We start from the raw sequence: 21574 nt of genomic DNA on the forward strand, positions 1-21574 counted from the left end.
TCGGTGTGAGGGCCTCATGAACGTGATGTCATCCCTGGACGGCCCCAACCTCCAGACCGAGACCGATGGCGATGGTCTCTGGTACAAGGACGCGATCATCTACCAGTTGCATGTCAAGGCGTTCGCCGACAGCAACAATGACGGCATCGGCGACTTCGCAGGCCTGACCGACAAGCTCGACTATCTGCAGGATCTCGGCGTCACCGCACTGTGGCTGCTGCCGTTCTACCCCTCGCCCGGGCGCGATGACGGCTACGACATCGCCGACTATGGCAGCATCAATCCCGATTTCGGGACCATGAAGGACTTCAAGCGCTTCATCCAGGAAGCGCAGCGCCGCGGCTTGCGCGTCATTACCGAGCTCGTCGTCAACCACACCTCCGACCAGCATCATTGGTTCAAACGCGCCCGCCGCAGTCCGCACGGTTCGAGCGCCCGCAACTGGTACGTCTGGAGCGACACCGATCAGAAATACCAGGAAACCCGGATCATCTTCACCGACACCGAGAAGTCCAACTGGACATGGGACCACGAGGCCGGCCAGTTCTACTGGCACCGCTTCTTCTCGCACCAGCCGGACCTGAACTTCGACAATCCGCGGGTGGTCAACGCCATCATCCAGGTGATGAAGCGCTGGCTCGATGCCGGCGTCGACGGCTTCCGCCTCGACGCCATTCCCTACCTGTGCGAACGCGACGGCACCAGCAACGAAAATCTCCCCGAGACGCACGCGATCATCAAGCGCCTGCGGGTCGAGCTCGACAATTACGCCAAGGACAAGCTGCTGCTGGCCGAGGCCAATCAATGGCCGGAGGACGTGCAGGAATATTTCGGCCAGGGCGACGAATGCCATATGGCCTACCACTTCCCGCTGATGCCGCGCATCTACATGGCGATCGCGCAGGAGGACCGCTTTCCGATCACCGACATCCTGCGCCAGACGCCGGACATCCCCGCGACCTGCCAGTGGGCGCTGTTCCTGCGCAATCATGACGAGCTGACGCTGGAAATGGTGACCGATGTCGAGCGCGACTATCTGTGGTCGACCTATGCCAACGACCCCCGCGCGCGCATCAATGTCGGCATCCGCCGGCGCCTTGCGCCGCTGATGGACAACGACCGGCGCAAGATCGAGCTGATGAACTCGCTCCTGATGTCGTTCCCGGGCACGCCGATCATCTATTATGGCGACGAGATCGGCATGGGCGACAACATCTATCTCGGCGACCGCAACGGCGTACGTACACCGATGCAGTGGACCCCCGACCGCAACGGCGGGTTTTCGCGCGCCGACCCGGCGCGGCTCTATGCGCCGATGATCATGGACCCGGTCTATGGCTACGAGGCGGTCAACGTCGAGGCGCAGTCGCGCAGCCTGTCGTCGCAGCTCAATGCGACCAAGAAGCTGATCTCGGTGCGCAAGTCGACGCTCGCCTTCGGCCGCGGCACGATGTCGTTCATCCGCCCCGCCAATCGCTCCGTGCTCGCCTACGTCCGGCAATACAAGGACGAGGTCATTCTCTGCGTCGCCAATCTGTCGCGCTCGGCGCAGGCGACCGAGCTCGATCTCTCCGCGTTCAAGGATCGCATTCCGATCGAGATGCTCGGCCGCTCACGCTTCCCTGCGATCGGCGAACTGCCCTACATGATCACGCTGGCGCCATATGGCTTCTACTGGTTCCAGCTCAAGGAGCGGGACAAGTCCGAACCGGTTGTCCAGCGCGCGGTGCCGGAATTCGAGACGCTGGTGGTGCCGCTCGGATCGACCTGGGTGTCGTTGGCGCGGACCCGCAGCCTGTTCGAACGCGACGTACTGCCCGGTCACCTCTCGCGCACGCGCTGGTATCCGGAGCGGTCGCCGGAGGCGATCCACCCCACGCTGACGTCGGCAATCCCGTTCTGCGACATCGGCGACAACCGACCTTGGCTGATCTTCTTCAAGGCCGCCGAGCGCAAGGACGAGCTGCGCTATCTGCTGCCGATGCAGATCGACTGGGTGCGCTTCGACCGCGAGCGCTACAATCCGCAGGCGTTCGCCGCCGTGCGCCAGGGCGCCCGCGAGGGCACGCTGCTGGACGCCGCCACCAACCCCATCTTCCTGTCGCTCCTGCTGCGCAATCTCGCGCAGTCGCTGACGGTGGAAGAGAACGGGCTGCGCCTTGAATTCCGCCCGACCTCGCGCTTTCCCGACAAGCCCGTGCGCGAGTCCGAGCAGGTCCGAATCATCGAGACCGACCGCTGCAGCAGCAAGGCGGTGGTCAACAACGAGTTCTTCATCAAGATCCATCGCGAGCTCGAGGCGGGAATCCTGCCCGAGGTCGACATGGGTCAGTTTCTCACCGAAACGGTCGGCTTCGCCAACGTGCCGCCGCTGCTCGGCAGCATCGAGCTGTTTCAGGACGGCGAGCAGCGCTCGGTTGGCAGCGTCCATGCGTTCGTCGAGAACCAGGGCGACGGCTGGACCGTTACTGCGGCCTATCTCGACCGCTATGTCGACGATCAGCGTGTCTTCGCCGCGAGCGGAGACGAGCGGCAGAGCGAAGAGTTGCCGCCCTATCTGCGCTATGTGACGCAAGCTGGACGGCGCCTCGGTGAGCTGCACGTCGCGCTGGCATCGCGCGGCGACATCGCTGATTTCGCTCCCGAGCCCACCACGACCGACAGCCTCGATCACTGGATCGACCGGCTGCGGGCGCAGGCCAGCCGGATTTTCACCGGCATGAGCGAGCGCCGCGACCGCCTCAAGGAGCCCGAGCGCGGGCTGATCGACCATGTGCTGGCCAGGCGCGGCGAGCTGTCGGAGCGGCTGGACGCGCTGATCCCAGGCCATGTCGGCGGGCACGACATCCGAGTTCATGGCGACTTTCATCTCGGCCAGATCCTGATCGTCAAGGATGACATCTTCATCATCGACTTCGACGGCGACGAGGAGCAGCCGCTCGCCGAACGCCGGCGCAAGGCACCGCCCGCCCGCGACCTGGCCGGCTTCCTGCGCTCGATCGACTGCTCGGTCCGAGTCGCGCTCGATCGCGCCCTGAACGCCAGTCCCGACGATCACGGCCGACTTGCTGCGGCGCTCACGGGCTGGCGCGATCAGGCAATTGCTGCATTTCTGGCCGGTTATCGCGACGTCAAGGCTCATCAGAGGCTCTGGCCGGACGATCCGCGCAGCGCGGAGGCGCTCCTTAACTTTTTCCTGCTGGAAAAAGCCCTCGGAGCGCTCGAATATGACCTTGCCCACCGGCCGGACTGGCTCCGCGTCGCGCTGGGCAACCTGCTTCGCGTCCTGTCCGAGCCAGCACCTGCCAGTGAGTCCTCATGACCCATCTCTCTCCCGAGGCGTTTGCGATCATCGAGGGTCGGCATGCCGACCCGTTTCGCTATCTCGGTCAGCACAGCGTCGACGGCAGGACCGTGGTGCGCGCGTTTCTTCCCGAGGCCTCTCGCGTCGAGGTGGTGGGCGAGCATGGCGAGGTCGCGCCGCTGGCGCGCATCCACGATTCCGGTCTGTTTACCGGGACGATGTCGTCGATGCAGCGCTATCGCCTTCGCGCCACCTTCGGCGATTCCGTCACTGATCTGGAGGATCCCTACCGTTTCCTGCCCATCCTGAGCGAATTCGACCTGCATCTGCTCGGTGAAGGCAATCATGAGCGGCTTTACGACAAGCTCGGCGCCCATCCGATGGTGATCGATGGCGTCGACGGGGTCGGCTTCGTGGTGCTCGCACCCAACGCGCGCCGTGTCAGCGTGGTCGGCGATTTCAATTTCTGGAACGCACGGCGTCATCCGATGCGCGTCCGCGGCAACGGCTATTGGGAGCTGTTCATTCCCCGCGCCCGGGCCGGCGATCACTACAAGTTCGACATCATCGGCCCGAAGGGCGAGCACCTGCCGCTGAAGTCCGACCCGATGGCGTTCGCAGCCGAGATGCGGCCCAAGACCGCCTCGATCGTGGTCGACGAAACCACCCTGCCCCGGCCACGGCCCGCGCCTCAGGACATCAACAGGCTGAACAAGCCGGTGTCGATCTACGAGGTGCATCTCGGTTCGTGGCGGCGCAAGGACAACAACCAGTGGCTGACCTATCGCGAGCTCGCCGAGCAGCTGCCGGCCTATGCGCGCGACATGGGATTCACCCACATCGAATTCCTGCCCGTGAGCGAGCATCCGTTCGACGGCTCCTGGGGCTATCAGCCGACCGGACTGTACGCGCCGACCAGCCGCTTCGGCAGCCCGGAGGATTTCTGTGCGCTGATCGACGCCTGCCACCGCGAAGGCCTCGCGGTGTGGCTCGACTGGGTGCCCGGGCATTTCCCCGACGATCCGCACGGGCTCGGACATTTCGACGGCACCGCGCTCTATGAGCACGCCAACCCGATGCAGGGCCGGCATCTCGACTGGGGCACCCTGATCTACAATTACGGCCGCACCGAAGTCGCCAATTTCCTGCGCTCCAACGCGCTGTTCTGGCTGGAGCGCTACGGGATCGACGGCCTGCGTGTCGATGCCGTCGCCTCGATGCTCTATCTCGACTACAGCCGCCCGTCCGGCGGCTGGATTCCGAACAAATATGGCGGACGCGAGAATCTCGAGGCCATCGAGTTTCTGCGCCGGACCAATATCGACGTGTTCGGTCACTTCCCGCAGGCCACCACCGCCGCCGAGGAATCCACCGCGTGGCCGCAGGTCTCGCGTCCCGTCGACATGGGCGGGCTCGGCTTCGGCTACAAGTGGAACATGGGCTGGATGAACGACACCTTGCGCTACATCGGCAAGGATCCGATTCACCGCAAATATCATCACGGCGAGATCCTGTTCGGGCTGCACTACGCCTTTTCCGAGAACTTCATCCTGCCGCTGTCGCATGACGAGGTCGTGCACGGCAAACGCTCCATCCTCGGCCGCATGCCCGGCGACGACTGGCAGCGCTTTGCGAACTTGCGCGCCTATTACAGCTTCATGTTCGGACATCCCGGCAAGAAGCTGCTGTTCATGGGCTGCGAGCTCGCGCAGGAGCGCGAGTGGAATCACGACACCTCGCTCGACTGGCACCTGCTCGGCGACCGCCGCTATGCCGGAATCCAGGCGTTGATCCGCGACCTCAACCATCTCTACCGCAGCGTCCCCGCGCTGCACGAGCGGGACTGCGAGCCGGACGGCTTCGAATGGCTCATCGCCGATGATGCCGACCGCAACGTCTTTGCCTGGGTGCGCAAGGGGTTCGACGAGCACGCGCGCTGCGTCGTGGTCGTGAATTTTTCGCCCAACGTGTATTACAATTACCGGGTCCGCGTGCCGTTCGGCGGCAAATGGAGGGAAGCTTTCAACTCCGATTCCCTGCATTATGGCGGCAGCAATGTCGGCAATGTCGGGCAGGTCCATGCCTCTGAAGATCACCAGCTCAACCTCATCCTCCCGCCCATGGCAGCGGTATTTCTCGTCCCGGAAGCCTGACGCAATGCGTCTGGCCGCAGGAAGTCACGCCCGTCTCGGAGCAACCTGGGACGGACGCGGGACCAATTTTGCCTTGTTTTCCGCCAATGCCGAAAAGGTCGAGCTCTGCCTGTTCGACAGCCAGGGCCGCCGCGAGATCGAGCGGATCGAGCTGCCGGAAAGAACCGAGGATGTCTGGCACGGCTACCTCAACGACGTGTCACCGGGGCAGCTCTACGGCTATCGCGTCTACGGTCCCTACGAGCCTGAGCGCGGTCACCGCTTCAACGCCAACAAGCTGCTGCTGGACCCCTATGCCAAGCGGCTTGCCGGGCGCCTGGTCTGGAGCGACGCCCATTTCGCCTATCGCGCCGGCTCGCCGCGCGAGGACCTGTCCTTCGACCGCCGCGACAACGCGCGTGGCATGCCCAAGGCCGTCGTCATTGACGAGACCTTCAACTGGGGCCGGCGCGAGATGCGGCCGCAAATCCCATGGGAGGACACGATCATCTACGAGGCCCACGTCAAGGGCCTGACCAACAAGCGCGACGACGTCCCGCCCAATCTGCGCGGCACCTATGGCGGGCTGTCGTCGCCGGCGATGATCAAGCACCTCAAGCGGCTCGGCGTCACCACGGTCGAGCTGCTGCCGATCCATGCCCTGATCGACGACCGCACGCTGGTCGAGAAGAAGCTCGTCAACTACTGGGGCTACAACACCATCTCGTTCTTCGCCCCGGAGCAGCGCTACGCGCAGGACAATCCGCTCGACGCCTTCCGAACCACGGTTGCGCGGCTGCACGATGCCGGCATCGAGGTGATGCTGGACGTCGTCTACAATCACACCGCTGAAGGCAATCATCTCGGCCCGACGCTGTGCTATCGCGGCATCGACAACGCCTCCTATTACTGGCTCCAGCCGGACAATCCGCGCTTCTACGACGACTTCACCGGCTGCGGCTCGTCGGTGAACCTCACCCATCCGCGCGTGCTGCAGATGGTGATGGACTCGCTGCGCTACTGGGTCGAGGTCTGCCACGTCGATGGCTTCCGCTTCGATCTCGCCACCACGCTCGCCCGCGAGAAGCACGGCTTCGACCGACGCAGCGGCTTCCTCACCGCGATCCGCCAGGACCCGGTGCTGGCCAGCGTCAAGCTGGTCGCCGAACCCTGGGACGTCGGCCTCGGCGGCTATCAGGTCGGCGCCTTCCCGTCGCAATGGTCCGAATGGAACGACCGCTATCGCAGCGCCATGCGCCGCTACTGGAGCGGCGAGGGCAGCCTGATCGGCGAGGTCTCGAGCCGCATGACCGGCTCGTCCGACATCTTCAACCACGACGGCCGCACCCAGCGCGCCAGCGTCAATCACGTCACCGTCCATGACGGCTTCACGCTCGCCGATCTCTTCGCCTACAACAGCAAGCACAACGAAGCCAACGGCGAGGACAATCGCGACGGCTCCAACGACAACCACAGCAACAATTTCGGCCAGGAGGGACCGACCGACGACGTCGTGATCAACGCGCTGCGGCGGCAATCGCGCAAGAACCAGTTGGCCTGTTTGTTCCTCGCGCAGGGCCTGCCGCTGCTGCTTGCTGGGGATGAGGTCGGCAACTCGCAGAGCGGCAACAACAACGCCTATTGCCAGGACAACGAGGTCGGCTGGGTCGATTGGAGCGGCATCGGCCGCGAAGGCGATGACCTCATCGACTTCATCGCGCACATGACCGAGCTGCGCCGCCGCTTCGGCCAGATCCGCGCGCGGCGCTGGCTCGACGGGCGCCGCCCGGATGGCAGCTTCGGCGTGCTGTGGCTGACGCCTTCGGCGGAGGAGATGACGCAAACCGACTGGACCTTTCCTGATGGACGTTTTCTCGCCTATGTGCTCGCCCCGGTGGAACATGAGCAGGCTCCGATCTTTATCGTCCTGAACGCGGCCCCCGAAGAGATCGGATTCAAATTGCCCAAGCTCGCCGAAACCAAGACGTGGCAGCAGGTTCTCGACACCACGCAAGCCCAGCAGAGGCCGGTCGACTTCACAGCGGGCACCGACCTCAAGGCGCCGCCCCGCTCCGTGCTCGCGTATGCGGGCCTGTCATGACGGCGCGGCAGTTCGGCCCCAGGATCACGTCTGATGGCACGACGTTCCGGCTGTGGGCGCCCGCGGCCAAGCGGGTCGATCTCGTCCTCGACCGCAAGCATGAAATGCAGCGCGGCGACGGCGGCTGGTACACGCTGGATGTTGCAGGGATTGGTCCCGGCGCCCGCTACAAGTTTCGCATCGACGACGAGCTGGACGTTCCGGATCCTGGCTCCGACTTCCAGCCCGAGGACGTCTCCGGTCCGAGCGAGGTGATCGATCACGGCGCCTACGCCTGGCGCGCCAGGGAGTGGCGCGGACGGCCGTGGCAGGATGCCGTGTTCCTGGAGAGCCATGTCGGCACCTTCACGCCCGAAGGCACCTACGGCGCGATGATCGACAAGCTCGATCATCTCGTCGACACCGGCATCACCGCGCTCGAACTGATGCCGCTGGCGGACTTCGCCGGCTCGCGCAATTGGGGCTATGACGGCGTCCTGCTTTACGCACCCGACAGTGTCTACGGACGTCCCGACGACCTGCGCACGCTGATTGACGAGGCCCATCTGCGCGGGCTGATGGTGTTCCTCGACGTCGTCTACAATCACTTCGGCCCGGAAGGAAACTACATCGGCCGTTACGCTCCGACTTTCTTCACCGATACGCATACGCCGTGGGGCAGCGCGATCGACTACCGGCGGCCGGAAGTCCGCGCCTTCGCGATCGAGAATGCGCTGCATTGGTTGACCGACTACCGCTTCGACGGCTTGCGCTTCGATGCCGTCAACCACATCCTCGCCAACGAGGGTGAGATCCCGATGCTGCACGATCTCAGCGCCGCGGTCGGCAGGCTCGTGGAAGCAAGCGGGCGGCACATCCATCTCGTGCTGGAGAACGGCGACAATCGCGCCAGCATGCTGGACTCCGCCGAGGAGCCGTCGCGCGGCAAATTCCGCGCGCAGTGGAACGACGACTATCATCACGCCTGGCACGTGATGCTGACCGGCGAGAGCGGCGGCTATTACGGCGACTATCAGCAGTCGCCACGCCGCGACCTTGCCCGCGCGCTCGCCTCCGGCTTCATCTATCAGGGCGAGCAGGCAGCCTTCTGGGGCGGCATTGCGCGGGGCGAGCCGAGCGGTCATCTGGCCCCCGGCGCGTTTGTGAACTTCCTGCAGAACCACGACCAGATCGGCAATCGCGTGTTCGGCGACCGGCTGGAGGCGCTGGCGCCACCGGAGGGCATTGCCGCGGCGCTCGCCGTGACCCTGCTCGCGCCGACCGTACCGATGCTGTACATGGGCGAGGAATGGGGCTCGAAGCAGCCATTCCCATTCTTCTGCGATTTCAAGGGCGATCTCGCGGACGCCGTGCGCAGGGGGCGGCGCAGAGAATATGAATGGGCGTACGCCAAGTATGGCGACGAGGTGCCCGACCCTCTCGATGTCGAAACCTTCAAGTCAGCGATCATCGACTGGGACGCGCGCAACGAGTCGCCGGGCCGCGAGCGCTTGGCGCTGGTGCGCGATCTCCTCGCCATCAGGCACAAACACGTGGCTCCGCGACTTCCGGGGGCAAGCTTCGGCACCGCCGACGTCACCGATGACGGTCGGCTGAGCGCCCACTGGATCATGGGTGACGGCAGCAGGCTGCGACTCCTGGCCAACGTCTCGGACAGGGAGATCGCAGGCGCCGCCGACGGCTTCACCGGCACGCCGATCTGGGGCGGGACGCCGGGCGATCGCTTGCCGCCGTGGTCCATGTTCTGGAGCATCGGAGGATAACCATGCCTCCTGCCATTCCGCTCGCGACCTATCGCCTGCAGCTCACCGCCGATTTCAACTTCGAAGCGGCGGCGCGCGTCGTGCCCTATCTGAAGGCGCTCGGCATCAGCCATGTCTATGCCTCTCCGTTCATGACGGCGCGCAAGGGCTCGACCCACGGCTATGACATCACCGATCATTCCAAGCTCAATCCGGAGCTCGGCGGCGAAGACGGCTTTGCCGTGCTGAACGCTGCGCTGAAGCAGCACGACCTCGGTCTCATCCTCGACTTCGTGCCGAACCATGTCGGCATCCATTTCGACGACAATCCGTGGTGGCTCGATGTGCTCGAATGGGGCCAGGCCTCGCCGCATGCGGCGTCGTTCGATATCGACTGGGAGCAACTGCCCTATCGTGCCAGGGGCGGCGTGCTGCTGCCGATCATCGGCACCTCCTACGGACACGCGCTCGAACATGGCGACATCGAGCTGCGCTACGATGCGGACGAAGGCTCGTTCTCCTGCTGGTACTTCGAGCATCGGCTGCCGATCGCGCCCGAGCGCTACGGCGAAATGCTGCGCATCATCGTCAAGGAAGCCGGCGAGGAGAGCAGCGAGACTGGCAAGGCCATTCACGAGCTCGCTTCGCGCTACCGGGGTTTGCGGCACCCGAACCGCAAGGAAGCACCGGAGTTCAAGGCCGCGCTGCGGGCCATTCCCGGCGCCGTCGATCTCATTGCTCGTGGACTTGCAGCCTACAGGGCCGGGCCCGACCGTCCAGGTCCGACGCTCGCTCTGCATCATCTGCTGGAGCGGCAGCACTACAAGCTCGGCCACTGGCGGCTGGCATCGAGCGACATCAATTATCGCCGCTTCTTCGACGTCAACACGCTGGCGGGCCTTCGCGTCGAAGATGCCGGAACGTTCGAGGCCATTCACCGCCTCGTCAAGAAGCTGATCGCGAGCGGGCAGTTGCAGGGGCTGCGGCTCGATCACATCGACGGCCTGCGCGACCCCGCGCAATACTTCCAGCGCCTGCGCCGCCTGATCCGCGACGCCCGCGGTCCCGCCGTCGGGCCGTTCTACGTCGTGATCGAGAAGATTCTCTGCGAGCACGAGAGGCTGCCGACCTTTTCGGGCGTACATGGCACCACTGGCTACGAGTGGATGAACGTCATCACGCAGCTCCTGATCGACGGCAAGGGCCTGGAGCCGCTCGACGAGATCTGGAGACAGATCAGCAACAAGCCGCCCAAGCTCGATCCCGTGATCAAGGAGGCCAAGCGGCGCGTCCTGCAGACGCTGCTGACCAGCGAGTTCACCGTGCTGACGCGCCTCCTGGCGCGCATCGCCAACGGCCACTATTCCACGCGCGACTATTCGGAAGACAGCCTGCGCCAGGCGCTGGAGCTGTATGTGCTGCACTTCCCGGTCTACCGCACCTATCTGACCGCGGCAGGCCCGACCGCGGCCGACCGCAAGCTGATCGACCAGGCCATCGCCGCGGCCCGCGCCGAGTGGTTCGCCTCCGACGGCTCGATCTTCGACTTCCTGCGCGACGCGCTGACCATGGATCTGATCAAGCGCGATCGCACCACCACCCACAGCGTCCCGCGCGTGCGCCGCTTCGCGCTCAAGGTGCAGCAGTTCACCGGGCCTGTCATGGCGAAATCGCTGGAGGACACCGGCTTCTACCGCTTCCACCGCCTGCTTGCCCTGAACGAGGTCGGCGGCGATCCGGCGGCACATGCGCTCGCGATACCCGACTTCCATAAGCTGATGCAGGATCGCGCCAAGCACTGGCCGCACGGCATGACCGCGACGGCCACCCACGACACCAAGCGCGGCGAGGATGCCCGCACCCGGCTTGCGGCGCTGACCGAACTGCCCAACGACTGGACCTCCGCGGTCGCACGATGGAAGACGATGAACGCACCGCACGTCGTGACCGACGGCAACATGCGCGCGCCCTCCGCCGCGTTCGAGTACATGCTGTACCAGACCCTCGTCGGCATCTGGCCGGCGGCCGGCTCGGACGAGAGCCTGCCCGAGCGGCTGCAGGCCTATGCGCTCAAGGCGGCGCGGGAGGGCAAGGAGGAGACCAGCTGGCTCAATCCCAACGAGGCGTATGAGAACGGCCTGCGTAGCTTCATCGAGGGCGTCCTCGATCGCGAGCGGTCCGCTGAATTCCTGCAGTCGCTCGAGATGATGGCCAAGCGGCTGGCGCTGCTCGGCGCGCTGAACTCGCTGACGCAGCTGACGCTCAAGGCGACGATGCCCGGCGTTCCCGACTTCTACCAGGGCACCGAGTTCTGGGACCTCTCGATGGTCGATCCCGACAACCGGCGCCCGGTCGATTTCGCCGCGCGCGCCCAAGCGTCGCGCGACAGCGAGGCGCCGGACTGGGCTGACCTCGCGGATCATTGGCCGGACGGGCGCGTCAAGCTCGCCTGGACGCGGCATCTGCTCAAGCTGCGCAACGCCCTTCCCGGCGTGTTCACGGACGGCAGCTATGAACCGCTCGAGGTGACCGGCCGTGATGCCGAGCACGTCATCGCCTTCGCACGGCGGCGCGGGCGCGAGGCCGTCATCGTGGTCGCCGCGCGCACGCTGGCGGCGTTCACCGATAGTGGCCGGGTCTGGCCGCACGCTGATGCGTTCGACGCAACGGTGCAGGTTCCCTCCTATTCTGCGCCTGAGATCCGGGATGGCGCTCTCCCCGTCTCCTCGCTCTTCATTCACCTGCCCGCCGCGTCGATCGCGGCGCGCGTGGACGGTGCTTCCGATGCCGGTCCAAGGAAGACCGCTGCTCTTGCGACGCCCAGCTGATCAGCTCTTCTTGGTCAGCAGCAGCTGGCCGCGGCTGCGGATGGCATTTTGCGCGGCTTCCGCGAAGCGCTGCAGCAGCCAGGGCAGCGTGACCTCGACGCGGACGTGATCCTCGGCGACGTCGACATGGCCGGACGCCGCCTGCCCGAGCGCGCGGACCCGGAAGATCATCTTGTCGCCCTCCCAGCGCTCCTCGTCGACGCTCAGAACGGGAACGCTCTGCGCAGCGCGGCTCAGTCCGGACTGCAGCCGGCGAACGGCCTCGTCCTTGCCGAGGCGATGCGGAATGGAAACGACAAGCGGTCTTGACATCGCGATCTCCTAGCAACCGTGCTCATGTAGTCACGCGATGGTACGACCGCAAAGACACGCGCCGCATTTTACCTGTTTCCGTTCCGGAACTTTCGAAGTTCCGACCAGTTTCCTCGGCGAAGGCAGAGTGACGCACCGCCCCGCTGCCGGGCCCTGGAGGGAAGTACATGTCCGTCGGAACAATCATCCTCATCATTCTCGTCATCGCCCTGCTCGGCGGCTTCTCCGGCATCGGCGGCGGTCCGTTCTACGGCACCGGCTATTATGGCGGCGGCGGCCTCGGCCTCATCATCATCATCGTGCTGATCCTCGTCCTGCTCGGACGGATCTAATCTAACCTGTGACAACTCGTCGTCGGGCAGATGTGGCGCGAGCCATGTCTGCCCGACCACAACTCACAACTTCTCCGCCAGCTTCTTGATGGCCGGCTTGATCGATCCTGCCGCTTCGTCATAGCCGTCCCACGCCTTGGTCTTGGCCAGCAGCGCCGGCACGGTGCGAACGGTGTAGCGCCTGGGATCGAGCCCGTTCTTCACCTGCGCCCATGTCACCGGCATCGACACTGTCGCACCTTGCCGCGCCCGCGGGGACAGCACGGCAACAGCCGTCGCCATCCGGTCGTTGCGCAGATAGTCGAGGAAGATCTTTCCCTTGCGCAGCTTCTTCGACATGTTGAGCAGATACTGCTCGGGATTGTCGTTGGCCATCCACTGGCAGACGCCCTGCGCAAACGCCTTCGCCTCGGGCCAGCTCACCTTGTCGCGCGCGCCATGCAGCAACGGCGTCACGACGTGCAGGCCCTTGCCGCCGGTGGTCTTGCAGAAGCTCTCCAGACCGAGGTTCTCGAGCCGCTCCTGCATCTCCTTGGCCGCCGCAATCACCTCGTCGAAGGCCACGTTCGGCGCCGGATCGAGATCGAACACCAGACGGCCGGGGACATCATAGGCATCCGGCGCACAATTCCACGGATGCAGCTCGACCGCCGCGACCTGGGCCACCGCGATCAATCCCTCGACGCGGTCGATCTGCAGATAAGACTTGCGATCGCCCGAGACCTTCACCAGCTCGAGCAGATCCGACATGCCCTGCATGCCGTGGCGCTGGAAGAACCGCTCGCCGCCGATGCCATCGGGCGCACGCACGATCGAGCACGGCCGGCCCTTCAGATGACCGATCATCCAGTCGCCGACGGCTTCCAGATAGTTTGCGAGATCGAGCTTGGTCACCGGCTCGCCGTCGCCGGCGTCCGGCCAGAGCGCCTTGTCCGGCTTGGAGATGGCAACGCCCATCACGGTGGCTGAGCTCTTCGTCCGCGACGGCGTCTTGTGCACCGTGGTGCCGCTGGTCGCGACCGTGGCCGCCGCGCGCGCCGTTGGCCTGGCCACCGTGGTCGCCGCCACCGGCTCCTCTGCGACAACCTCACGCGCCGGCTTGTCCTGCCGCAGCCCCTTGAACGAGGCCTGCCGAACATTGTTGTCAGCGGTCCAACCGGCGAACTCGATCTCGGCAACCAGCTCGGGCTTCAGCCAGTGCACGTCGCGCGTCTTGCGCGGCGCGTTCTGGCCGCCAAACGGACTCTTGTCGGCCGCTGCCGCCTTCAGTTTCGGCATGATCTCCTTCACCGTCTCCTGACCGAAGCCAGTGCCGACGATGCCGACATAAGCGAGATGATCGTCCTTGTTGACGCCGACCATCAGCGAGCGGAATTTGCCGTTGGTGGTCTTCCAGCCGCCGATGACGACCTCGTGGCCGGGTCGCGTCTTGGCCTTGGTCCAGCTCTCGGTCCGTCCGGAATGATAGGCCGAGGCCAGCTTCTTGGAGACGATGCCTTCGAGCTGCAGCTTGCGCGCGGATTCCAGCACCGCCTCGCCGTCGCTCTCGAAGTGCTCGACATAGCGGATGCGCGGCGCCTTGCCCTTGATGCTGGCCTTCAGGAGCTTCGCCAGTCGCGCCTTGCGCTCGCGCAGCGGCTGGCGGCGGAGGTCGAACTCCTCGGCGAACATCAGGTCGAAGGCAAAGTAGATCAGCTCATCGGTCTTGCCAGCGGAGATCGCCGCCTGCAGCGCGGAGAAGTTCGGATTGCCGTCCTTGTTGAGCGCGACGATCTCGCCATCGATGATCGCATCCGGCAGCTTGGCCGCCTCCTCGGCGATCGCAGCGAACTTGGCGGTCCAGTCCAGGCCCTTGCGCGTCTTCAACGTGGCCTTGCCGTCCTCCACCCTGATCTGCACCCGATAGCCGTCGAACTTGATCTCGTGCGCCCAGCCCTCGCCGCTCGGCGGCTGCGCAACCGACGTGCAGAGCTCGGGCGGCACGAAGTCCGGCAGCGACGTCACCGTGCGCGGCGCGGCCGCCTTCTCCGCGCGAGGCTTCGCTGCTTTCGCCTTCGCCGGCTTGGATTTCGCTGAAGAGATCTTCTCCGTCGCGCCGTCACCGCGATTGGAGTGCCAGACCGCGTCGGCATTCATGCGCCTGGTCTTGCCTAACATGAACGGCTTCGGCGCCTTGCCCTTGCCGGCGGCGATCTGCGCCATCGTGCGGCCCGAGGCGACCGACTTGTCGGCGGACAGAATGTCGTTCGCCTCCCCCTCGCGCGCATACTCGTCGCGATGCTTGATCAGCAGCCAGTTGGTGCGCTTGCCGCCGGTGCGATGATGGCGCATCCGCACCAGCACCCAGCTGCCGTGCAGCTTGTCGCCGTCGAGGGTGAACTTGAGGTCGCCCTTCGTGAAGCCTCGCTCGGGATCCTCGCTGTCCCAATAGCCGCGGTCCCACAGCATGACCGTGCCGCCGCCATACTCGCCTTCCGGAATCGTGCCTTCGAAATCGCCGTAGTCGAGCGGGTGGTCCTCGACCTCGACCGCGAGACGCTTGTCATGCGGATCGAGCGACGGTCCCTTGGTGACGGCCCAGGACTTGAACACGCCATCGAACTCCAGCCGCAGGTCATAATGCAGCCGCGTCGCATCATGCTTCTGGATCACGAAGCGCGGCCGCGCGGCGCGCGCCACCTTGGCGTCACCGGACGGCTCTGCCGTCTTGTCGAAATCGCGCTTCTTGCGATAGGTGGAGAGCTTCTTCAGCGCCACGATGATCCCTCGCGTTGAGCGGCAGCGTAGCAAAGCCGGTGGGGTCGTGGAACCGGCTCCGCCGTTGGCGCCGCGCAGCCCCCGGCTCGCCTCGGCCTGACAACACCGGGCAAAGTTCCGCGTTCCCGCGGCCTAAGGAAAGCCCGGGTCTTGCGATGGACCGCCCTCTGTCGAACCGGAGGGCGCAGGGAAGGCCGGGAGCTCGCCGCCCCCATGGCCCGCCTGCTCAAAAAATGCAGGCGGCAGGTACCACAGGTGCAGCCGAGACATCCCGGCCCTCCCTGCGCGACGGTTTTGACGGCTGCTTCGCGTTCTCCCCGGTGCGCCGGCTTTTGGCCACCGTGCGCGCCATGGGCTTCTGCCCATGACGCGGGACACCAGCTTCGGGGTGCCAGGACCGCGCGACTTGACCGTGCGTGCAGGACCGTTCGTCGGCGCGACCGTGTCACGCTGCAACCCCACACACCCATCGCATTCCGCTGCCGACGTCCGTGACGACCGCGATACGTCCCCATTCCGACGCAACGGAATGCGTGCACCATAATGCTGATTTTACGAAGTTGTCAAGCGCCTTTTCTTTTTCCGAAGCGCGAGAGCATTCTGCCAGGACGTGCTGGCTGCCGCTACCGTGCCGGCAATTGCCCACGGCGGCGCCTCTCCTGCACAAGGCCAGGGAACCCTTGGCAATGCTACTCCGTTGCACGTCGAAGCAGATCTGCTCACGGAGACAATGATGGCCCCCCGCGCCTACTGGAAAGGCTCGCTCAAACTCTCGCTGGTCAGTTGCCCGGTCGTGCTCTATCCGGCCTCGACCTCGGTCGAGAAGACGCGCTTCCACCTCATCAACCGCGAGACCGGCAACCGGCTGAAGCAGCAGATGATCGATGCCGAGACCGGTGATATCGTCGAGGGCGACCAGAAGGGGCGCGGCTATGAGCTGTCCAAGGGGCAGTCTATCGAGATCGAGCCGGAAGAGCTGGAGGCGGTGCAGATCCAGAGCAACCACACCATCGACATCGACAGCTTCGTGCCGCGCGACGAGATCGACCAGCGCTATCTCAACCACCCTTATTACATCGCTCCCGACGGAAAGGCGGCGGTCGACGCCTTCGCGGTCATTCGCGACGCGATGAAAGACCAGGACCGCGTCGCGCTCGCACGGATCGTGCTGACCCATCGCGAGCACATCATCGCCATCGAGCCGATGGGCAAGGGCATGCTCGGCACCACGCTGCGCTTCCCCTACGAGCTGCGCGACGAAGCCGAGTTCTTCGACGATATCAAGTCGCCGAAGATCACCAAGGATATGGTGGAGCTCGCCGGCCACATCCTGCAGACCAAGGCGGCGCACTTCAAGCCGGCGGAGTTCAAGGACCAGTACGAGACCGCGCTGAAGGCGCTGGTCAAGCGCAAGGCCTCGGGCAAGCCGATCAAGCTGCCGGAGCCCGAGGAGAAGTCCGACAATGTCGTGAGCCTGATGGATGCGCTGAAGCAGAGTTTGGGCAAGGGTGGGAAGAAGTCGTCGCGCGCGATCTCGCGGCGGCCGACGTCGCATCGGAGCTCGGCCAAGAAGGCGCACCGCTCCGCGGCGCGGCAGAGGAAGGTGGGGTGATGAACCCGTAGCTCTCCGTGTGACGCAAGCGGCTTCCACACCCACCGCGGTCGTCCCGGCGAACGCCGGGACCCATACTCCGCGGCAGGTGTGGTGAGACAAGACTGGTCGAAATCCCGCCCAATCACATCTCCCTGGGGTTATGGGTCCCGGCGTTCGCCGGGACGACAGCGGAGGGTTGGGCGACGGCTGCGCGTCACAGCTTGCGGGAGGAGCGTAGCCCGGAAGCTCGCCCCGTCAGCTCTTCTCCTAGGACTTCTTCTTCGTCGTTTTCTTGCTGGCTTTTTTCGTGCTCTTCTTGCTCGACGCCTTCGATGACTTCTTGGTCGTTTTTTTCGCCGCGGTCTTCTTCGCCGAGGACCTTGCGCTCTTCTTCGCCGGCACCTTCTTGCCCTCGCGCCGCGCCTCGGACAGGCCGATCGCGATCGCCTGCTTGCGGCTCTTGACCTTGCGGCCGGAGCCCCCGCTCTTCAACGTGCCGGCCTTGCGCTTCTTCATTGCGCGCTCGACATCCTTCGAGGCGCCCTTGGAATATTTGCGTGCTGTGCGTGCCATGAACATGGTCTCCCTGTGACAGCACAGCAATCACGAGGAGCGGCGATGGTTCCGCTTTGCGAGGGAACGCGGCAGCGGCGATCGCATATGATGATCGGAGTTTTTTTCTCGTCTACCTCCACGTCGTCATGGCCGGGCCTGTCCCGGCCATCCACGTCGATCGGCATCCTCAGAACGGCGTGGATGCCCGGGACGAGCCCGGGCATGACGGAGACATAAGGGGATAGCTCGTCGGCGGTAGCTGCAAATGATCAGATGCGATGCGCTACCGCTTGCGGGGAGGCGGTAAGTACAGGTCTCGTCATTAGCACCACCCGCGCGGCTGCCCCTCACCCCGACCCTCTCCCCGTGAAGAACGGGGAGAGCGAGCGCACCGTGCAAGGCTTAGGAGTTCGCGATCTCAATCGATCGCCGGCAACGGTGGGCTGATCAGCCCATCTGACGAAGCACGCCTAATCCGGCGCCCGCAGCCGATAGCCGATGCCGGTCTCCGTCAGGACGAAGTGCGGGCGCTCGGGGTCGGTTTCGATCTTCTGGCGGAGCTGGCGGACGTAGACGCGGAGATATTGCGCGTCGGTCAGTTCGTCCCACAGCTCCTTGAGCAGGAAGCGATGCGTCAGCACCTTGCCGGCGTGCTGCACCAGGACGCGCAGCAGGTCGTACTCCTTCGGCGACAGCTTGATCTCGCGCTCGCCGAGCTTGACGATGCGGCGGACGAGGTCGACGGAAAGGTCGCCGGTGCGGAACACCGGGCGCTCGCCCTGCACCTGCAGCTGGTGGCGCAGCGCCGCCCGCAGGCGCGCCAGCAGCTCCTCCATGCCGAACGGTTTTGTGATGTAGTCGTCGGCGCCGAGGTCGAGCGCCTTCACCTTCCCGGCCTCATCGCCGCGGCTGGACAGCACCACGATCGGAATGCTGTCGTTGCGCGCCCGGATGGTGCGCAACAGCTCGTGGCCGTCGACATCCGGCAGTCCGAGATCGAGAATGATCAGCGCCGGATTCTCGGCGAGCTTTTCGAGCGCGACCCTGCCGCTCGGCGCCTCCAGGATCTCATAGCCTTGCGTCGCGAGTCCCATGCGCAGCAGCTTGCGGATCGGCGGCTCGTCGTCGATGGCCAGGACCTTGATCGGAGCGCCCGTCATGCAGCGGTCTCCAGCGGCTTGGCCTGCGCGGGCACCGGCAGGCGAATGGTGAGGACGGCGCCGCGCCGGTCGGTGCGGTTGCCGGCGACGATGCGGCCATGCATGGCCTCGATGAAACCGCGCGAGATCGCGAGCCCGAGCCCGGTGCCGGGCCGCACCTGGTCGCCCTTCTGCACGCGGTAGAACTTGTCGAACACGTGCTCGACCTCAGCGGCCGGAATGCCGTCGCCTTCGTCCCGGATGTCGAGCACGACCCAGTTATGATCGCGCGCAGCGCGGATCGCGATCGAGCTATCGGCGGGCGCATATTTCGCGGCGTTGTCGAGCAGGTTGAACAGCACCTGCTCGAACAGCACGGCATCGACCTCGACCATCGGCAGGTCAGCGGCCAGGTCGAGCGACACGTGATGCCCCGCCAGGATCTTGCCCGCCCGCCGCAGCGCGCTGCCGACGATCTCGCCGACATCATGCAGCGCCGAATTCGGCACGATGGCGCCGGACTCCAGCTTGGTCATGTCGAGCAGGTTGGCGATGAACCGGTTGAGGCGCTCGGACTCGTCGATCACGGTGGCAAGAAGATCGAGCTTCTCGCGGTCCGACAGCCGCGTCGCCAGGTCGCGCATCGTCGACGCCGCGCCGAGAACGGAGGCGAGCGGCGTCTTCAGATCGTGCGAGATCGAGGTCAGCAGTGCCGAGCGCAGCCGGTCCTGCTCCATGGTGCGCTTGACCTTGTCCATGTCCTCGACCAGCAGCACGCGCTCGATCGCGAGCGCGCCCTGGTCGACCAGCGCGTCGAGCAGCCGGCGCTGGTCGGGCGTCAGCAGCGGGCCGGTGCGGTCGTCGTCGATGCCGATGACGCCGATCAGGCCGCGGCCGGTGCGCATCGGCAGGAACAGACGCTTGGCGCCGGGCAGCGTGTCGGAGCCGCGGCCGGCGGCACGATCGTTGGCAAAGGCCCAGCTTGCCGCGGCGAGATCGGCATCGTCGAGCTGGTCTTCCGGCGGATAACCGGCCATCACGGTGAGCTTGCCGTCCTGCGGCAGCAGCAGCACCACACGCACCTTCAGCATCAAGGCCGCCTGATAGGCGGTCGTCCACAGCACGTCGTCCAAGGTCGCCGTGCCGGCGAGCTTGCGGCTGAAGGCGTAGAGCTGCTCGGTGGTCCGGATGCGCAGGGTCGCGGAATCGGCCTGAATGCGAACGCGCGCGGCGACATTCGACACCAGCATCGCGATCAGCATGAAGAAGAAGAATGCGCCGATGTTGGTCGGGTCGGTGATCGTGAACGTGTAGAGCGGCGGCAGGAAGAAGAAGTTGTAGCACAGCGACGCGGCGAGGCTCGCGAGCAGCGACGGTCCGAGGCCGTAGCGCGCGGCGACGCCGACGACGGCGGTGAGAAACACGAGGTCGACATTCTCGATGCCGAAAAAGGGCTGGATCAGCTCGGCGAGGCCGAGGCCGGCCGTCGTGATCAGCAGCGCCATCAGATAGGGCTTTGGCTGGAACGGCTCGCTGCGGGCACGCGTCTGCACGGAAGTTACAGACGCCTCTGGCGGCTCCTCGCCGGCGATGACATGGATGCTGATGTTGCCGGCGCGCCGGACGAGGTCGTGCACCACCGAACCTCTGATCATCTCGAACAGCCGCGAGCGGCTGGACTTGCCGATGATGATCTGGGTGACGTTGTTGGCTTGCGCGAAGCTGATGAGGTCGTCGGCGATGCGGCGGCCGACGCCGGGGATGGTCAGCGCCTCACCGCCCAGCGTCTCCGCCAGCCGCAGCGTATCGGCGAGCCGGTCGCGCTGCTTGTCGCTGAGCTGCAGATTGCGCCGCGTCTCGATCGTGACCGCGGTCCAGGGTGCATGGACGCGATCGGCGAGCCGCTTGGTGGAGCGCACCAGGCTCGCCGCGCGCGGATCCTCGGAGACGCAGACGAGAATGCGCTCGCCTGCCGCCCAGGGGCCAGCAATCGCGTTCGCCTGCATATGCGTGAGCAGTTGCTCGTCCACCCGCTCGGCGGTCCGGCGCAGCGCCAGCTCGCGAAGCGCGGTCAGGTTGCCCGGCGAGAAATAATGCTCCAGCGCGCGCTCGGCCTGCTTGGGCACATAGACCTTGCCCTCCTTCAGCCGCTGGATCAGGTCATCAGGCGTGAGGTCGATCAGCTCGATGGCATCAGCGCGGTCGAAGATCGAGTCCGGCACCGTCTCGCGCACACGGACATGGGTGATCTGGGCGACGACGTCGTTGAGGCTCTCGATGTGCTGGACGTTGACGGCGGTATAGACATCGATGCCGTGCGACAGCAGCTCCTCGACGTCGAGATAGCGCTTGGGATGACGGCTGCCGGCGGCATTGGTGTGCGCGAGCTCGTCGACGATCGCGAGCTTCGGCCGGCGCGCGATCACGGCATCCAGATCCATCTCCTCGACGCTCTGATCCTTGTAGGAGATGCGCTTGCGCGGGATCACCTCGAGCCCGCGCACCAGCGACTCGGTTTCGGCGCGGCCATGGGTCTCGACCAGGCCCACGACGACGTCGACGCCCGCCTTCACCTTGGCATGCGCGCTCGACAGCATCTCATAGGTCTTGCCGACGCCGGGCGCGGCGCCGACGAAGATCTTGAGCTTGCCGGCAGGACTCTCCTCGCGCCGGGCCGCTTCGAGCAGCGCTTCCGGCGAGGGACGTTGGTCAGGATTGCGGCGTTGACTGGCCATGCGGCATTATAGACCTGATGTCATTGCCGCCAAGGCCAGCCGC

The 21574-nt window shown here is 65.3% G+C and carries 12 protein-coding genes; 7 read left to right on the forward strand and 5 right to left on the reverse strand.

Going from position 1 to position 21574, the window contains the following annotated elements; translation table 11 throughout:
- Positions 1–16 precede the first annotated feature (16 nt).
- From treS to treY, 5 genes are read left to right on the forward strand one after another with little or no spacing between them, the layout of a single operon-like run.
- Positions 17–3322 (forward strand): maltose alpha-D-glucosyltransferase, encoded by a 3306-nt coding sequence (gene treS / locus ACQR07_RS34150; RefSeq protein ID WP_434906434.1) that lies wholly within the window; start codon positions 17–19, stop codon positions 3320–3322.
- The gene (gene glgB / locus ACQR07_RS34155) at positions 3319–5457 is read left to right on the forward strand and encodes a 1,4-alpha-glucan branching protein GlgB (protein ID WP_434906435.1); all 2139 of its coding nucleotides are present in this window, start codon (positions 3319–3321) and stop codon (positions 5455–5457) included. The genes treS and glgB overlap by 4 nt, the downstream gene beginning before the upstream one ends.
- Positions 5458–5461: 4 nt before the next feature.
- Positions 5462–7537: a glycogen debranching protein GlgX gene (gene glgX, locus ACQR07_RS34160; protein WP_434906436.1), complete on the forward strand. Its 2076-nt coding sequence runs from the start codon at positions 5462–5464 to the stop codon at positions 7535–7537.
- Complete coding sequence (gene treZ / locus ACQR07_RS34165) at positions 7534–9300, forward strand: malto-oligosyltrehalose trehalohydrolase (RefSeq protein WP_434906437.1); 1767 nt, start codon at positions 7534–7536, stop codon at positions 9298–9300. The genes glgX and treZ overlap by 4 nt, the downstream gene beginning before the upstream one ends.
- Before the next feature lie 2 nt (positions 9301–9302).
- Complete coding sequence (gene treY, locus ACQR07_RS34170; RefSeq protein ID WP_434906438.1) at positions 9303–12107, forward strand: malto-oligosyltrehalose synthase; 2805 nt, start codon at positions 9303–9305, stop codon at positions 12105–12107.
- On the opposite strand, the gene ACQR07_RS34175 is transcribed toward treY, so the two are convergent.
- Positions 12108–12419: a polyhydroxyalkanoic acid system family protein gene (locus tag ACQR07_RS34175; RefSeq protein ID WP_434867516.1), complete on the reverse strand. Its 312-nt coding sequence runs from the start codon at positions 12417–12419 to the stop codon at positions 12108–12110.
- A 167-nt stretch (positions 12420–12586) separates the two neighbouring features.
- Here ACQR07_RS34175 and ACQR07_RS34180 point away from each other — a divergent pair, with 167 nt between their 5' ends.
- Positions 12587–12751, forward strand: a complete 165-nt coding sequence (locus ACQR07_RS34180) for a DUF3309 family protein (protein WP_434906439.1) — start codon at positions 12587–12589, stop codon at positions 12749–12751.
- A gap of 63 nt (positions 12752–12814) precedes the next feature.
- On the opposite strand, the gene ligD is transcribed toward ACQR07_RS34180, so the two are convergent.
- Positions 12815–15508, reverse strand: a complete 2694-nt coding sequence (gene ligD / locus ACQR07_RS34185; RefSeq protein ID WP_434906440.1) for a DNA ligase D — start codon at positions 15506–15508, stop codon at positions 12815–12817.
- A 733-nt stretch (positions 15509–16241) separates the two neighbouring features.
- Here ligD and ACQR07_RS34190 point away from each other — a divergent pair.
- Positions 16242–17120 (forward strand): Ku protein, encoded by an 879-nt coding sequence (locus ACQR07_RS34190; protein WP_434906441.1) that lies wholly within the window; start codon positions 16242–16244, stop codon positions 17118–17120.
- Positions 17121–17369: 249 nt separating this feature from the next.
- Here ACQR07_RS34190 and ACQR07_RS34195 read toward each other — a convergent pair whose 3' ends face one another.
- The 3 genes from ACQR07_RS34195 to ACQR07_RS34205 form a co-directional block, all read right to left on the reverse strand.
- On the reverse strand, positions 17370–17675 hold the full coding sequence (locus tag ACQR07_RS34195) for a DUF6496 domain-containing protein (protein WP_434906442.1): 306 nt from the start codon (positions 17673–17675) through the stop codon (positions 17370–17372).
- Positions 17676–18127: 452 nt separating this feature from the next.
- Positions 18128–18817, reverse strand: a complete 690-nt coding sequence (locus ACQR07_RS34200) for a response regulator (RefSeq protein WP_434906443.1) — start codon at positions 18815–18817, stop codon at positions 18128–18130.
- Positions 18814–21531: a DUF4118 domain-containing protein gene (locus ACQR07_RS34205; protein WP_434906444.1), complete on the reverse strand. Its 2718-nt coding sequence runs from the start codon at positions 21529–21531 to the stop codon at positions 18814–18816. Before ACQR07_RS34205 ends, ACQR07_RS34200 begins: the two co-directional genes overlap by 4 nt.
- Positions 21532–21574: the final 43 nt, after the last annotated feature.

This window comes from Bradyrhizobium sp. HKCCYLS20291 (genome assembly GCF_051167715.1).
Lineage (GTDB): Bacteria > Pseudomonadota > Alphaproteobacteria > Rhizobiales > Xanthobacteraceae > Bradyrhizobium.